Below are 15,446 nucleotides of genomic sequence, written 5' to 3'. Positions count from 1 at the left end.
ACCTCACGGAAGCCGAGCGCGAGCAGGCCCGCGACGCGCTCACGCGCCTGGAGGATCTGCGGGCCGCGCCTCGGCCGTGAGGCCGCGCAACAGCTCCGGCAGCGCCGTGCCGATGGGTTCGCGGACGATCTCGTCGGCACGGTCGTCGTACGGCGTGGGCTCGGCGTTGACGATGACGAGCCGGGCGCCGTGGTCGGCGGCGACACCGGCGAGGCCGGCGGCGGGCTGGACCTGGAGGCTCGTGCCGACGGCGACGAACACCTCGCAGGCCTTGCTGATGGCGACCGCCTCGCCGAGGACGACGGGATCGAGCCGCTCGCCGAACATCACCGTCGCCGTCTTCAGGACACCGCCGCACTCCAGGCACGGCGGGTCGTCCTCCCCGGCGTCGACCCGTGCCAGCGCGTCCTCCATCGAGCCGCGGGCGTGGCAGCCGGTACAGACGAAACTCCGTGCCGTGCCGTGCAGTTCGAGGACCTTGCGGGCGGGCATCCCGGCGAGCTGGTGCAGCCCGTCCACGTTCTGCGTGATCACCCGGACGGGCACCCCGGACCGCTCCAGTTCGGCCACCGCCCGGTGCGCGGCGTTGGGCTCCGCCTGAAGCGTCCGGTTCTCGCGCCGCATCTGCCAGGAGCGGCGGCGGATCTCCGGGTCGGCCATGTAGTACTCGTACGTGACGAGCTTCTCGGCCTCCGGATCCCGCCGCCAGAGCCCGTTCGGCCCGCGGTAGTCCGGGATCCCGGAGTCCGTGCTGATACCGGCGCCGGTGAGGAGCGCGACGAGGGGCTTGGCCATGGCACCGAGGGTAGGCCGGGCCGTACGACAGCGGCGAGCGGTTATCGCACGGGACACCGGCGGGTGAACGGCCGGAGCCGGTCAGGACACCCGGTGCCCGTTCTCCAGCTCCGCCGTGCCCGAGCCGTCCGCCAGCACGTCCAGGGCGGCCAGGACACGGCGGCCGAGGGCGCCCGGCAGATACTCGGGCAGCTCCTTGCGCGGGACCAGCCGCCAGGACAGCAGTTCCTCCTCCTGGAGGCGGATCGCCTTGAACTCGTCCTCGTCGAGCACCCCGCCGTCGTACAGATACGCCACCAGCGGCGGACGCCCCGTGCCGTGCACCCAGTCCACCGCCAGCAGCCGGCCGAGCTCCCGGTCCAGCCCGATCTCCTCGGCCGTCTCGCGCCGCGCGCCCTGCCGCGGGGTCTCGCCGTCGTCGGACTCGATCGTGCCGCCGGGCAGTGCCCAGCCCTCCCGGTAGTTGGGCTCGACGAGCAGCACCCGGCCCTCGCCGTCCCGGAACAGCGCGGCGGCGCCGGCCAGGACGCGGGGCAGGGACGCGATGTAGGAGGCGAAGTCAGAAGAGGTGGTCATTGGGGCAGGGTAACCACCCGATGACGGCTCAGCCGCAGGGGAAGACGTAGCTGGACTTGTAGTTGATGTAGAGGCTGCTGGAGGACGAGCCCATCTTGGCGGTTTGATCGATATAGCCGGATCACGGACAAGTGGCCGGAAAAGAGCAGGATGGAAGCGCTTTCAAGCGGAACGGTCCTGTGCACTCAGCGGCAGCGGCCGCTACTGAGCGTTCGCAGCGCCCGTGGCGCGAAGCGGAAGAACGGGCCGGCCACCCCGCTCGGCCGGTAAATGGCCGGTTCGATCCGGTCAGTCGTCCCGTTCGACCAGCCGCACCGTCCGCTCCGCCAGCTCGCTGATCCGCACCCCGTCGAAGCCGAACACCGCGCTGCGGACCGTGTCCTCCAGCGGCGCCTTCCACTGCTCCGGGATGGCCGCGGCCCCGCCGAACACACCCGCCACCGAACCCGCCGTCGCGCCGTTGGAGTCGGTGTCCAGGCCGCCCCGGACGGTCAGGGTGATGGTGCGGGTGAAGTCGCCGTCGCCGTAGAGCAGGCCGGCGGTGAGGACGGCGGCGTTCGGGACGGTGTGGATCCAGCCCATCCCAGTGGTCTCCTCGGTGACCGTGGTGAGCGTGTCCTCCCAGGACATCCGGGTGTCGTGCAGGGAGGCCACCCGGCGCACCGTGCGGGCCAGGCGGCTGCTCGCCGGGATCACGGCCAGGGCCTCGTCGACCGCGTGCCGCACCGTGGGCGCCGTGAACGCCGCCGCGATCAGCGCCGCCGCCCACATCGCCCCGTAGACCCCGTTGCCGGTGTGCGACAGCACCGCGTCCCGCCGGGCCAGCGAGGCGGCCCGGCGCGGCGCGCCCGGGCAGGTCCAGCCGTGGATGTCGGCCCTGATCAGCGCCCCGATCCACTCCTGGTACGGGTTGTCGTACGTCGCCGTCAGCGGCGGCTTCAGCCCGTTCGCGAGGTTGCGGTACGCGGCCCGCTCGGCGGTGAACGTCTGGAGATACGGCAGCCGCAGCAGCCACAGGTCTCCGACCTGCTCGGTGCTGAAGCCGAAGCCGTGGGTCTCCAGCAGGTCCAGGCCGAGGATCGCGTAGTCGACGTCGTCGTCCCGGCAACTGCCGTGGATGCGGCCGCGCACGCACTGGCGCCACTCGGGCCGCAGCTCGAACCCGTCGTGTTCGCTGATCGGCTCGGGCAGGTAGTCGGTCAGCGGCAGTGCGGCGGCCTGCCGCAGGTAGCGGTCGATGCGGTCGCGCGTCCAGACCTCGCCCTGCTCGACCGGTTTGCCGAGCATGTTGCCCGCGATGCGGCCCAGCCAGCCGCCGAGGATGCGGTTGGCGAGGTCTGTCTGGGTGTGCGCAGGGGGCATGGTTATCGTCTACCCGTTTTCGGCACGCCTGAGGGGCGGGGGACTGCGGCGTGCTCGCGGCTGCCGGTGCGTCGTGGCCGGTCGCGCAGTTCCCCGCGCCCCTTGGGCGCGCCGTTTCAGGGGGTGGGCAGAAGCTGACGGCCGAGGCGTCCTCCGGTTAAGGTCACAGCGGCGCGACTGGCCTTGACGTGCGTGAGGGCCCGGAGAGCAAGGGGAGTGCAAGTGGCGGACGCAGCAGTGAGCGATGCCCGGAAGACACAGCGGGTGCTCGTCGCCGCGGACAAGTTCAAGGGGTCGCTGACGGCCGTGGAGGTCGCCGAGCGGGTGACGGCCGGGCTGCGCCGGGCCGTGCCGGACGTCGAGGTCGAGGCGCTGCCCGTGGCCGACGGCGGTGACGGAACCGTGGCCGCGGCGGTCGCGGCCGGGTTCGAGCGCCGGGAGGTACGGGTCGCCGGCCCGCTCGGCGACGAGGTGACGGCGGCGTTCGCGCTGCGCGACGGCACCGCGGTCGTGGAGATGGCCGAGGCGAGCGGCCTCCAGCGGCTGCCCGCCGGGGTCTTCGCACCGCTCACGGCGTCCACCTACGGCTCCGGCGAGCTGCTGCGGGCCGCGCTGCACGCGGGCGCCCGCACGATCGTCTTCGGGGTCGGCGGCAGCGCCACCACGGACGGCGGCGCCGGAATGCTGTCCGCGCTGGGCGCGCGCTTCCTGGACCCGGACGGCGAACCGGTACCCCCGGGCGGCGGCGGCCTGGCCGGTCTGGCCACCGCCGACCTGTCCGGCCTCGACCCCCGCCTCACCGACATCGAACTGGTCCTCGCGAGCGACGTCGACAACCCCCTGACCGGCCCGAAGGGCGCGCCCGCGGTCTACGGCCCGCAGAAGGGCGCCTCGCCGGACGACGTGGCGGCCCTGGACGCCGCCCTCGCGCACTTCGCGAAGGTGCTGGAGGAGTCGGCCGGACCGAAGGCCGCCCGGTACGCCGCCTCGCCCGGCGCGGGCGCGGCGGGCGGCATCGGCTACGGCGCGCTGCTCCTCGGCGCCCGTTTCCGCCCCGGCATCGAGGTCATGCTCGACGTCCTGGGCTTCGCCCCCGCCCTGGACCGCGCCGACCTGGTGATCACCGGCGAGGGCTCCCTCGACGAGCAGACCCTCCACGGCAAGGCCCCGGCGGGCGTCGCCGCGGCGGCCCGCGCGGCCGGCAAGGAGGTCGTAGCGGTCTGCGGCCGTCTCGCCCTCCCTCCGGAGGCCCTGGGCCGTGCCGGAATCCGCCGGGCCTACCCTCTGACGGACGCGGAGCCGGACGTGGCGAAGTGCATCGCGGAGGCCGGGCCGATCCTGGAACGGGTGGCGGAGCGGATCGGGCGGGACTTCCTGACCTGAGCGGGGCTCTTTCGCCCGGCTGTCCCGGCCTCGACCTCGAACGCCGAATCGGCTGAGGCCGCCCGGCCCGCGCCTCCTGCCCGGCCGCAAGACAGGCACGAGCACCGGCACAAGCAAGGGCCCCGAACCGAAATCCGGTCCGGGGCCCAAGCCAAGAACAAGCCGCTACGGCATTACGGAAGCTGCGCCGCCCGCGCTTCCCTGCGGTTGTCACGGAAGGTGTTCACCCGGCGCGCCGTGGCGAACAGCGGGATCGTCGCCGCCATCACGATCTGCAGCGCGCAGCCCATCTGCAGCAGCACCTGGCCGCCCGGCGCGTCGAACGCCCACGCCGCCAGCATGCCCATGGCCGACACGATCCAGCAGAGCACCGCCACCGCGAGGATGCCCCGCGGCTTCGGGTATTCGACCCGGCTCACCATCAGCCAGGCGGTACCGACGACCGCCAGCAGTGTCGCCTCGAACGGCAGCTCCAGCAGCACGATCGAGACGACCGTGAGTGCACCGAACGGTGAGGGCATGCCCTGGAACGTGCCGTCCTTCACGGTGACGCACGAGAAGCGGGCAAGCCGCAGCACCACCGCCAACAGCACAACGATCGCGCCCACCGCCGCGACCCGCTCGTGCGCGTCCCTCGCGACCATGCCGTACACGAGCACGAAGTACGCGGGCGCCAGACCGAAGCTGATCAGATCGGAGAGATTGTCCAGCTCCGCGCCCATCGGCGACGACCGCAGCTTGCGGGCGACGAGGCCGTCGAACAGGTCGAAGACAGCCGCGCACAGCATCAGTATCACGGCCGTGGCCGCGCTGTTGCGGGCCATGCCCGAAGCATCACCCGAGAGGTGCGGGATGAGGATGCCGGTGGTGGTGAAGTACACCGCCATGAAGCCGCACGTCGCGTTACCGAGCGTGAGCGTGTCCGCTATCGACAGCCGGAGAGACAGCGGCAGTTCTTCCGCGTCGTCCTCGTCCTCGGCGACCCAGTTCGTGGCCTGTGTGTCGGGATCAATCACGGTCAATTCGAGTCACCCCCGCGGTCGTGGTCTGACCAACCTCGACAGCGACGTCGACACCTTCCGGAAGGTAGATGTCAACGCGCGATCCGAAGCGGATCAGGCCGATGCGGTCGCCCTGCTCGACCTTGGTGCCCTGCGGGATGTACGGGACGATCCGCCGCGCGACCGCGCCGGCGATCTGCACCATCTCGATGTCACCGAGCTCGGTGTCGAAGTGCCACACCACGCGCTCGTTGTTCTCGCTCTCCTTGTTGAAGGCGGGAACGAAGCCACCGGGCACGTGCTCGACCGACGTCACCGTGCCGGCCAGCGGCGCGCGGTTGACGTGGACGTTGAGCGGGCTCATGAAGATCGCGACGCGGGTGCGGCCGTCCTTCCACGGCATGATGCTCTGCACCACACCGTCGGCGGGCGAGATGACCCGGCCCTCGCCGATCTCGCGCTCGGGGTCGCGGAAGAACCACAGCATTCCCGCCGCGAGCGCGGTGGCGGGAACGGCGACGGCCCTGGCGGCGCCGGAGCGGCGGGCACGGGCCAGGCTGAGGGCTGCGGTGGCGACGGTCGGCAGGAGCCACGGCGATGCTCCGCGCGCGAGGCGTACGCCGGCCCGGCTGTCGCGAGATGCAGAGGTTTGGCTGTGGGGCATGGATGACCTTCGTAGCGGATGATGCCGCACTCTGACGGGGGACGGCGGCTTTCCGGCGATCGTAGCGGCTCGGGGCCCTAACTGGGTAAGCCAGGAAGCCGAGTCGGCGGCCCAAGAGTGCTGACGAGGTGTGATCTTCTTCTCCAAGAAAACACCCCGTATCCGGACATCTAGCCCTGGAATCGATACTCCTCGAGCAGTCGCCGACCGATGATCATTTTCTGGATCTCGGCGGTACCTTCACCGATCAGCAGCATCGGTGCCTCACGGTAGAGGCGCTCGATCTCGTACTCCTTGGAGAAGCCGTAGCCGCCGTGGATCCGGAAGGCGTCCTCCACGACCTCCTTGCAGTATTCGGAAGCGAGATACTTCGCCATACCGGCTTCAAGGTCGTTTCGTTCCCCGGAGTCCTTTTTGCGAGCTGCGTTGACCATCATCGCATGCGCGGCCTCGACCTTGGTAGCCATCTCGGCCAGCTTGAACTGGATCGCCTGGTGCTGGGCGATCGGCTTCCCGAAGGTGTGACGCTGCTGCGCGTACTGGACGCCCAGCTCGAACGCACGCTGAGCGACACCACAGCCACGTGCCGCCACGTTGACGCGGCCGACCTCCACGCCGTCCATCATCTGGTAGAAGCCCCGGCCGGTGGCCCCGCCGAGCACTCGGTCGGCGGGAATCCGCAGGCCATCCATGATGAGCTCGGTGGTGTCGACACCCTTGTAGCCCATCTTGTCGATCTTGCCGGGGATGGTGAGGCCGGGGCGGACCTCGCCGAAGCCCGGCTCCTTCTCGACCAGGAAGGTCGTCATCGACTTGTGGGGCGCGGTGCCCTCGGGGTGACCTTCGTCACTTCGGACCAGAACGGCCACCAGAGACGACGTCCCGCCGTTGGTCAGCCACATCTTCTGGCCGTTCAGAACGTACTCGTCGCCGTCCTTCACCGCCTTCGACGTGATCGCTGACACGTCCGAGCCGAGGCCCGGCTCCGACATCGAGAAGGCGCCGCGGATGTCGCCGGCCGCCATCCTCGGAAGGAAGTGGTCCTTCTGCTCCTGCGTGCCGTGCTGCTTGAGCATGTACGCCACGATGAAGTGCGTGTTGATGATGCCGGACACCGACATCCAGCCCCGGGCGATCTCCTCCACGCACAGCGCGTACGTCAGGAGCGACTCGCCCAGACCCCCGTACTCCTCGGGGATCATCAGGCCGAACAGGCCCAGCTCCTTGAGGCCGTCGACGATCTGCTGAGGGTATTCGTCGCGGTGCTCCAGCTCGGTCGCGACCGGGAGGATCTCCTTGTCCACGAAGTCGCGGACGGTGGACAGGATCTCCTGCTGGATGTCCGTCAGACCGGCGGTCTGGGCGAGTCGCGCCATGGCTACTTCTCCTGCTCCTTGAGCTCGGGGCGGCCGGGCTGCTCGCCGCCGCGCTCCTTGATGTACGTCTCGGTCGGCACCATCACCTTGCGGCGGAACACGCAGACCAGCGTGCCGTCCTGCTTGTAGCCCTTGGTCTCGACGTAGACGATGCCGCGGTCGTTCTTCGACTTCGACGGCCACTTGTCGAGCACGGTCGTCTGGCCGTAGATCGTGTCGCCGTGGAAGGTCGGTGCCACGTGCTTGAGCGACTCGATCTCCAGGTTGGCGATCGCCTTGCCGGAGATGTCCGGCACGGACATGCCGAGCAGGAGCGAGTAGATGTAGTTACCCACGACGACGTTCTTGCCGAAGTCCGTCGTCTTCTCCGCATAGTTCGTGTCCATGTGGAGCGGGTGGTGGTTCATGGTGAGGAGACAGAACAGGTGGTCGTCGTACTCCGTGACCGTCTTGCCCGGCCAGTGCTTGTACGTCGCCCCGACCTCGAACTCCTCGTAGGTGCGTCCGAACTGCATCGCGCTCAGGCCTCCGGGATCTCGAACGTGCTGGTGCGCCGCATCCCGGCGGCGCGGCCCTTGCCCGCGATGACCAGGGCCATCTTGCGGCTGGCCTCGTCGATCATCTCGTCGCCGAGCATCGCCGAGCCCTTCTTGCCGCCCGCCTCGGACGTGTAGTAGTCGTACGCGTCCAGGATCAGCTCGGCGTGGTCGTAGTCCTCCTGGGACGGCGAGAAGATCTCGTTGGACGCCTCGACCTGACCCGGGTGCAGCACCCACTTGCCGTCGAAGCCGAGGGCGGCGGCGCGCTGGGCGACCTCGCGGTAGCCGTCGATGTTGCGGATCTGGAGGTAGGGGCCGTCGATCGCCTGGAGGTTGTTGGCGCGGGCGGCCATCAGGATCTTCATCAGGATGTAGTGGTAGGCGTCCGCCGGGTAGCCGGGCGGCTGCTCGCCCACGACCAGCGACTTCATGTTGATCGAGGCCATGAAGTCGGCCGGGCCGAAGATGATCGTCTCGACGCGCTGGGAAGCCTGCGCGATCTCGTTGACGTTGTTCAGGCCCTGGGCGTTCTCGATCTGCGCCTCGATGCCGATCTTGCCGACCTCGAAGCCCATGGTCTTCTCGATCTGCGTCAGCAGCAGGTCGAGGGCCACGATCTGCTGGGCGTCCTGCACCTTCGGCAGCATGATGCAGTCGAGGTTCTGGCCGGCGCCCTCGACCACCGTCACGACGTCGCGGTACGTCCACTCGGTCGTCCAGTCGTTGACGCGCACGACCCGCGTCTTGCCCGTCCAGTCGCCCTCGTTGAGGAACTTGACGATGGTGTGCCGCGCCTCGGGCTTCGCGAGCGGGGCGCACGCGTCCTCCAGGTCGAGGAAGACCTGGTCGGCGGGGAGGCCCTGCGCCTTCTCCAGGAAGCGGGGGTTCGAGCCCGGTACCGCCAGGCAGGAACGCCGGGGGCGAAGGCGGTTGACCGTGGTCATGCGGAGACCTCCAGGGGGTCGAGCTTGTTCGCTTTCCGGATCTCGTCGACGATGCGGCCGATGATTCCGGTGATGTCGAAGTCCTTCGGGGTGAAGACCGCGGCCACTCCGGCTGCCCTGAGCTGCTCGGCATCCCCGTTCGGGATGATGCCACCGGCGATCACCGGGATGTCTGTGGCACCGGCCACACGCAGCCGTTCGAGCACGTCCGGCACCAGCTGGGCGTGCGAGCCGGACAGGATGGACAGGCCGACCGCGTGCACGTCCTCCGCGAGGGCCGCGTCCACGATCTGTTCGGGCGTCAGCCGGATGCCCTGGTAGACCACCTCGAAGCCGGCGTCACGCGCGCGCACGGCGATCTGCTCGGCGCCGTTGGAGTGCCCGTCCAGGCCGGGCTTGCCGACCAGGAAGCGCAGCTTGCCCACGCCCAGCTCCTTGGCCGTCAGATCCACCATGCGGCGGACCCGGTGCAGCGTGCTGCCCTCCTCGGCGGGGACGGCCACCGGTGCCGACGAGACACCCGTGGGCGCCCTGAACTCGCCGAACACCTCGCGCAGGGCCCCGGCCCACTCGCCGGTCGTGACCCCGGCGCGGGCGCACTCCAGGGTGGCCTCCATGAGGTTCTCGGTGCCCCGGGCGGCCTCCTTCAGCCGCTCCAGCGCCTTGCAGGGGCGCGGGTGGTTGAAGGGCGGCTGGTAGCGGTTGTCGCGCCACTGCTGGAGCGCGGCGATGACGCGGGCCTCGACCTCCGGGTCGACCGTCTGTATCGCGGTGTCCAGGTCGGCGGTCAGCGGGTTCGGCTCGGTGCCCTCGAAGGCGTTGACACCGATGATCTTCTCCTGGCCGGACTCGATCCGGCCCCGGCGCTCCGCGTGCGAGGCGACCAGTTGCGACTTGAGGTAGCCGGACTCGACGGCGGCCATCGCGCCGCCCATCTCCTGGATGCGGTCGATCTCCGCGGACGCGGCCTCGACCAGTTCCTCCACCTTCGCCTCGATGACCTTCGAGCCCTCGAAGATGTCCTCGTACTCCAGCAGATCGCTCTCGTACGCCAGCACCTGCTGGATGCGCAGCGACCACTGCTGGTCCCAGGGGCGGGGCAGGCCCAGCGCCTCGTTCCAGGCGGGGAGCTGCACGGCACGCGCGCGTGCGTCCTTGGAGAGCGTCACGGCCAGCATCTCCAGGACGATCCGCTGGACGTTGTTCTCCGGCTGCGCCTCCGTCAGGCCCAGGGAGTTGACCTGGACGCCGTAGCGGAAGCGGCGGTGCTTGGGGTTCTCGATGCCGTACCGCTCGCGGGTGATCCTGTCCCAGATGCGGCCGAAGGCGCGCATCTTGCACATCTCCTCGATGAAGCGGACGCCCGCGTTCACGAAGAAGGAGATCCGGCCGACGACGTCACCCATGCGCTCCTGCGGCACCTGCCCCGAGTCGCGCACGGCGTCGAGAACGGCGATCGCGGTGGACATCGCGTACGCGATCTCCTGGACCGGCGTGGCGCCCGCCTCCTGCAGGTGGTAGCTGCAGATGTTGATCGGGTTCCACTTCGGCATGTGGGAGACCGTGTACGCGATCATGTCCGTCGTCAGCCGGAGCGACGGCACCGGCGGGAACACGTGCGTGCCGCGGGACAGGTACTCCTTGACGATGTCGTTCTGGGTCGTGCCCTGGAGCTGGGTGATGTCCGCACCCTGCTCCTCGGCGACGACCTGGTAGAGCGCCAGCAGCCACATGGCCGTGGCGTTGATGGTCATCGAGGTGTTCATCTGCTCCAGGGGGATGTCCTGGAACAGCCGGCGCATGTCACCGACGTGCGCGATCGGCACGCCGACCCGGCCGACCTCGCCGCGGGCGAGGATGTGGTCGGAGTCGTAGCCGGTCTGCGTCGGCAGGTCGAACGCCACCGACAGACCTGTCTGGCCCTTGGCGAGGTTGCGCCGGTACAGCTCGTTGGACGCCTCGGCCGTGGAGTGACCGGCGTAGGTCCGCATGAGCCACGGACGGTCCTTCTGACGCTCTGTCATCCAGCAGCCCTCAGATGTTCCGGAAGCGGTTGATGGCGTCGATGTGCTCGGCGCGCTTGGCGTGGTCGCGCACGCCCAGGCCCTCCTCGGGGGCCATGCACAGCACGCCGACCTTGCCCTGGTGCAGGTTGCGGTGCACGTCGTAGGCGGCCTGGCCGGTGTCCTGAAGGGAGTACACCTTCGACAGGGTCGGGTGGATCTTGCCCTTCGCGATGAGCCGGTTGGCCTCCCAGGCCTCGCGGTAGTTGGCGAAGTGGGAGCCGATGATGCGCTTCAGCGACATCCACAGGTAGCGGTTGTCGTACTCGTGCATGTAGCCCGAGGTGGAGGCGCAGGTGGTGATGGTGCCGCCCTTGCGGGTGACGAAGACGCTGGCGCCGAAGGTCTCGCGGCCGGGGTGCTCGAAGACGATGTCGATGTCCTCCCCGCCGGTGAGCTCGCGGATGCGCTTGCCGAAGCGCTTCCACTCCTTCGGGTCCTGGGTGTGCTCGTCCTTCCAGAACTTGTAGCCCTCGGCGTTGCGGTCGATGATCGCCTCGGCGCCCATGGACCGGCAGATCTCCGCCTTCTGCGGCGAGGACACGACACAGATCGGGTTGGCGCCGCCGGCCAGCGCGAACTGGGTGGCGTAGGAGCCGAGTCCGCCGCTCGCGCCCCAGATGAGCACGTTGTCGCCCTGCTTCATGCCGGCGCCGTTGCGGGAGACCAGCTGGCGGTAGGCGGTGGAGTTGACCAGGCCCGGGGCGGCGGCCTCCTCCCAGCTCAGGTGGTCCGGCTTGGGCATCAGCTGGTTGGACTTGACCAGCGCGATCTCGGCGAGGCCGCCGAAGTTGGTCTCGAAGCCCCAGATGCGCTGCTCGGGGTCGAGCATCGTGTCGTTGTGGCCGTCCGAGGATTCCAGCTCGACGGACAGGCAGTGCGCGACGACCTCGTCACCGGGCCGCCAGGCGTTGACGCCCGGGCCGGTGCGCAGGACGACGCCCGCCAGGTCGGAGCCGATGATGTGGTACGGCAGGTCGTGGCGCTTGGCCAGCTCGCTGGTGCGGCCGTAGCGCTCCAGGAAGCCGAACGTCGACAGCGGCTCGAAGATCGACGTCCACACCGAGTTGTAGTTGACCGAGGAGGCCATGACGGCCACCAGGGCCTCGCCCGGGCCCAGCTCGGGCAGCGGCACCTCGTCCAGGTGGATCGACTTGCGGGGGTCCTTGTCGCGGGTGGCGAGCCCGGCGAACATCTCCGTCTCGTCCTTGTGCACGGTGATCGCGCGGTACGACTCGGGGAGCGGGAGGGCGGCGAAGTCCTCCGACGTGGAGTCGGGCGACTGGATCGCGGCCAGGATGTCCTTAACGGTCACGGTGTTGCCTCCGGCGGTGAGCGCCCTGAGGGAGGGGCGCCGATGGTTACGTCGGTGCTGCTGAGGGTCGAGGGTGTGCCGTCGGTTCGGCGGTGGTGCTGTTCGGCAGCGCTGGTGGCGCGGGAGGTTGCCTGTGACGCAGGCGTCCGGACGGGCAGGCGCTGGGCTTGCTGGGACATCGCCCGGACCTCTTCAACGTATGACACCGCGTGTCACCCCGCAAGGCACTGAGTGCCAGAACTTCCTCTCACATGAAATCTTTACGTAACAAATGAGCGATGATCGATCGAATGGTGCTATGGAACGCGCTGAAAAGGGGTCCTGACACGCCAAAACGGCCACCCGGTGGGGTGGCCGTCATCACAGAGGCGGAGTGGCTCAGCGCTCCTTCAGCGCCTGCTCGATCGTCCGCATGACCTCGTCCAGCGGGGCGTCGGTGCGGGCGACGGTCACCAGTACCTCGCCCTGCGCCGAGGCCGTGGCCGCGGCCGGCTGCGGCTCCGTGGAGCGCCCGGCCCCGATGCCCGTGCCGAACGTCTTGCGCACGATCGCGAAGGCGTGGTCCAGCTGCGCCTCCACGTCCCCCTGCCCGCCCGCCCGCAGCCAGCGCCGCAGGACGTGGTTGTGGGCGGTGACCACGGCGGACGCGGCGACCTCCGCGAGCAGCGGGTCGTCGTTGGCGTCGTCGGCGTGCGCGCGCTCGTCGAAGTGGCCGAGGAGATAGCGGGTGAACAGGCGCTCGTAGCGGGCCACCGACGCGATCTCCGCCTCGCGCAGGGTGGGCACCTCGCGCGTCAGCTTGTAGCGGGCGACCGAGATCTCCGGACGGGCCGCGTACATCCTCATGACTTCCTTGATGCCGCGGCACACCGTGTCGAGCGGATGCTCGTGCGCGGGCGCGGCGTTGAGCACCGCCTCGGCCCGGACCAGGGTGTCGTCGTGGTCGGGGAAGATCGCCTCTTCCTTGGAGCGGAAGTGGCGGAAGAACGTGCGGCGGGCGACCCCGGCCTGGGCCGCGATCTCGTCGACGGTGGTCGCCTCGTACCCCTTGGTCGCGAACAGCTCCATCGCGGCGGCCGCCAGTTCCCGGCGCATCTTCAGCCGCTGGGCGGCGGCGCGAGAGCCTGCGGCACTTTCCGGCGCGTCGGTCGTAGCCGATGTACGTGAGGACTTGGCGGGCTGGGACATGCCCCGAACGTACTGCATGTGCGCAGCTCGCTGCGCATGACCTGGTTCTCCGCCGCCGTCCGAGGACGGGGGGAACCGGTCCGGGCCGAGCAGGCCGCCCCACTCCGCGCCGGACCGGAACCAGTCGCCGGGACCGTCAGCGCTTGGCATATTCGCGGAAGCCACGGCCCGTCTTGCGGCCGAGGCAGCCCGCGGCCACCAGGTGCTCCAGGAGCGGTGCCGGGGCGAGCCCCGGGTCGCGGAACTCGCGGTGCAGGACCTTCTCGATGGCGAGCGAGACGTCGAGCCCGACGACGTCCAGCAGCTCGAACGGGCCCATCGGATACCCGCCGCCCAGCTTCATCGCCGCGTCGATGTCGTCGAGCGACGCGTAGTGCTCCTGCACCATCTTGATCGCGTTGTTCAGGTACGGGAACAGCAGCGCGTTCACGATGAAGCCCGCCCGGTCCCCGCAGTCGACCGCGTGCTTCCTGATCCGGCCGCAGACCTCGCGGACCGTCGCGTGGACGTCGTCGGCCGTCAGCACCGTGCGGACGACCTCGACCAGCTTCATGGCCGGAGCCGGGTTGAAGAAGTGCATGCCGATCACGTCCTGCGGGCGCGAGGTGGCCCGGGCGCAGGCGACGACCGGCAGGGACGAGGTGGTGGTGGCCAGCACCGCGCCCGGCTTGCAGACCTTGTCCAGCGCGGCGAACAGCTGCCGCTTGACCTCCAGGTCCTCGGCGACCGCCTCCACGGCCAGGTCGACGCCGGCGAAGTCGTCGTAGGTGCCCGTCGGCGTGATGCGGTCCAGGGTCTGCGCGGCGGCCTCGGCGGTCATCCGGCCCTTGTCGACCGAGCGGGACAGGGACTTGCCGATGCGGGCCTTCGCGGTCTGGGCCTTCTCCTCGCTGCGGGCGGCGAGGACGACCTCGTACCCGGCCTTGGCGAAGACCTCGGCGATACCGGAGGCCATGGTGCCCGAGCCCGCGACACCGACCGAACGGACCTCCCGTCCGGGCACGAGACTGCCGTCCTCCAGCGGGGTCAGCGCGTCCCGCACGACGGTGCCGCTGCCCGGCGCCTCGTACGTGTAGAACCCGCGTCCCGCCTTGCGGCCGGTCAGGCCCGCCTCGCTCAGCTGCTTGAGGATCGGCGCCGGGGCGTGCAGCCGGTCGCGGGACGCGGTGTACATCGCCTCCAGGACCGTGCGCGCGGTGTCGACCCCGATCAGGTCGAGCAGCGCCAGCGGGCCCATCGGCAGGCCGCAGCCCAGCCGCATCGCGGCGTCGATGTCCTCGCGGGAGGCGTACTTCGCCTCGTACATCGCGGCGGCCTGGTTGAGGTAGCCGAACAGCAGGCCGTCGGCGACGAATCCGGGGCGGTCGCCGACCGCGACGGGCTCCTTGCCCAGGTCGAGGGCGAGATCGGTGACCGCCGCGACGGCCGCCGGCGCCGTCAGCACCGAGGAGACGACCTCGACCAGCCGCATCGCCGGGGCCGGGTTGAAGAAGTGCAGGCCCAGCACCCGCTCCGGACGGGCCGAGTCGGCGGCGAGCCGCGTGACGGACAGGGCGTTGGTGCCGGTCGCCATGATCGTCTCGGGCCGCACGATGCCGTCCAGTTCCCGGAAGATCTGGTGCTTGATCTCGTACGACTCCGGCGCCACCTCGATGACCAGGTCGGCGTCGGCCGCGGCCCGCAGGTCGGTGGAGGTGCGGACGCGGTCCAACATCTCCGCGCGGTCCTGCTCGGTCAGCCGCCCGCGCTCGACGCCACGGGCGGTGGAGGACTCCAGGGCGGCGACGCACTTGGCGGTCTGGGCCTCGCTGATGTCGATGCCGACGACCTCGCGGCCGGCCTTGGCGAGGACCTCGGCGATGCCGGTGCCCATCGTGCCGAGGCCGACGACTGCGATGGTGCGCAGCGGGGACAGGGACGGGTCGGAAAGGGGAGTGGCCATCGCGGGACTCCAGGAATGAGGGTGACGACTTCGGAACGCGCCCGGGTGCGCCGAAGACGGACCGGCGGGAGCCGGACCCCGGGCGCACCGGGTGCGTGAAAAACGCGGGTGTTGTTGGCCGGGCTGCGAGCGCACACGCCCGGTGCCGTCGCCACGGGCGCGCACGCCCGGTGAAACGGCGGTTCCGACCGGCCCTGTCCCGGGGCCGAGCCGTACTGCGGTACCTGACGTACCGAACCGACTGCTCTCACGACGGCCGCGTCACCAGACCGCCGCGAGGAATACGAGTGGGTAACTC

General features: G+C 70.0%; 13 protein-coding genes. 1 reads left to right on the top strand and 12 read right to left on the bottom strand.

Going from position 1 to position 15,446, the window contains the following annotated elements:
* Window positions 1-39 precede the first annotated feature (39 nt).
* From CA983_RS01295 to CA983_RS01285, 3 genes are all read right to left on the bottom strand, one after another.
* Complete coding sequence (locus tag CA983_RS01295; RefSeq protein WP_086598993.1) at window positions 40-795, bottom strand: SIR2 family NAD-dependent protein deacylase; 756 nt, start codon at window positions 793-795, stop codon at window positions 40-42.
* Between the two features lie 81 nt (window positions 796-876).
* A complete protein-coding gene (locus tag CA983_RS01290; RefSeq protein ID WP_086598992.1) occupies window positions 877-1,371 on the bottom strand; it encodes an NUDIX domain-containing protein in 495 nt (164 codons plus the stop codon).
* Window positions 1,372-1,659: 288 nt separating this feature from the next.
* The gene (locus CA983_RS01285) at window positions 1,660-2,733 is read right to left on the bottom strand and encodes an ADP-ribosylglycohydrolase family protein (protein ID WP_086598991.1); all 1,074 of its coding nucleotides are present in this window, start codon (window positions 2,731-2,733) and stop codon (window positions 1,660-1,662) included.
* Window positions 2,734-2,997: 264 nt separating this feature from the next.
* Between CA983_RS01285 and CA983_RS01280 the strand changes: the two genes are divergently transcribed.
* On the top strand, window positions 2,998-4,116 hold the full coding sequence (locus CA983_RS01280) for a glycerate kinase family protein (RefSeq protein ID WP_086598990.1): 1,119 nt from the start codon (window positions 2,998-3,000) through the stop codon (window positions 4,114-4,116).
* Window positions 4,117-4,289: 173 nt separating this feature from the next.
* On the opposite strand, the gene pssA is transcribed toward CA983_RS01280, so the two are convergent.
* The 9 genes from pssA to CA983_RS01235 form a co-directional block, all read right to left on the bottom strand.
* Window positions 4,290-5,138, bottom strand: a complete 849-nt coding sequence (gene pssA, locus CA983_RS01275) for a CDP-diacylglycerol--serine O-phosphatidyltransferase (RefSeq protein ID WP_086598989.1) — start codon at window positions 5,136-5,138, stop codon at window positions 4,290-4,292.
* Complete coding sequence (locus tag CA983_RS01270; RefSeq protein WP_086598988.1) at window positions 5,125-5,781, bottom strand: phosphatidylserine decarboxylase; 657 nt, start codon at window positions 5,779-5,781, stop codon at window positions 5,125-5,127. Before CA983_RS01270 ends, pssA begins: the two co-directional genes overlap by 14 nt.
* Before the next feature lie 170 nt (window positions 5,782-5,951).
* Window positions 5,952-7,157: an acyl-CoA dehydrogenase family protein gene (locus CA983_RS01265; protein WP_086598987.1), complete on the bottom strand. Its 1,206-nt coding sequence runs from the start codon at window positions 7,155-7,157 to the stop codon at window positions 5,952-5,954.
* A gap of 2 nt (window positions 7,158-7,159) precedes the next feature.
* Window positions 7,160-7,672, bottom strand: coding sequence for a MaoC family dehydratase (locus CA983_RS01260; RefSeq protein ID WP_030948303.1), 513 nt, complete (start codon window positions 7,670-7,672; stop codon window positions 7,160-7,162).
* Window positions 7,673-7,677: 5 nt separating this feature from the next.
* Window positions 7,678-8,640 (bottom strand): HpcH/HpaI aldolase/citrate lyase family protein, encoded by a 963-nt coding sequence (locus tag CA983_RS01255; protein WP_086598986.1) that lies wholly within the window; start codon window positions 8,638-8,640, stop codon window positions 7,678-7,680.
* The gene (locus CA983_RS01250; RefSeq protein ID WP_086598985.1) at window positions 8,637-10,664 is read right to left on the bottom strand and encodes a protein meaA; all 2,028 of its coding nucleotides are present in this window, start codon (window positions 10,662-10,664) and stop codon (window positions 8,637-8,639) included. The genes CA983_RS01255 and CA983_RS01250 overlap by 4 nt, the downstream gene beginning before the upstream one ends.
* 10 nt (window positions 10,665-10,674) lie before the next feature.
* Window positions 10,675-12,018, bottom strand: a complete 1,344-nt coding sequence (gene ccrA, locus CA983_RS01245; protein ID WP_086598984.1) for a crotonyl-CoA carboxylase/reductase — start codon at window positions 12,016-12,018, stop codon at window positions 10,675-10,677.
* A gap of 378 nt (window positions 12,019-12,396) precedes the next feature.
* Entirely contained in the window at window positions 12,397-13,206 is an 810-nt protein-coding gene (locus CA983_RS01240; RefSeq protein WP_244206554.1) for a TetR family transcriptional regulator, read from the bottom strand.
* 136 nt (window positions 13,207-13,342) lie between these two features.
* On the bottom strand, window positions 13,343-15,148 hold the full coding sequence (locus tag CA983_RS01235; protein WP_086598982.1) for a 3-hydroxyacyl-CoA dehydrogenase family protein: 1,806 nt from the start codon (window positions 15,146-15,148) through the stop codon (window positions 13,343-13,345).
* Window positions 15,149-15,446 lie beyond the last annotated feature (298 nt).

Origin of the sequence: Streptomyces swartbergensis (genome assembly GCF_002148965.1) — a bacterium.
GTDB lineage: Bacteria > Actinomycetota > Actinomycetes > Streptomycetales > Streptomycetaceae > Streptomyces > Streptomyces swartbergensis.
The sequence above is the reverse complement of the archived record's forward strand: the minus strand, read 5'-3'. Positions and strand labels throughout refer to the sequence as shown.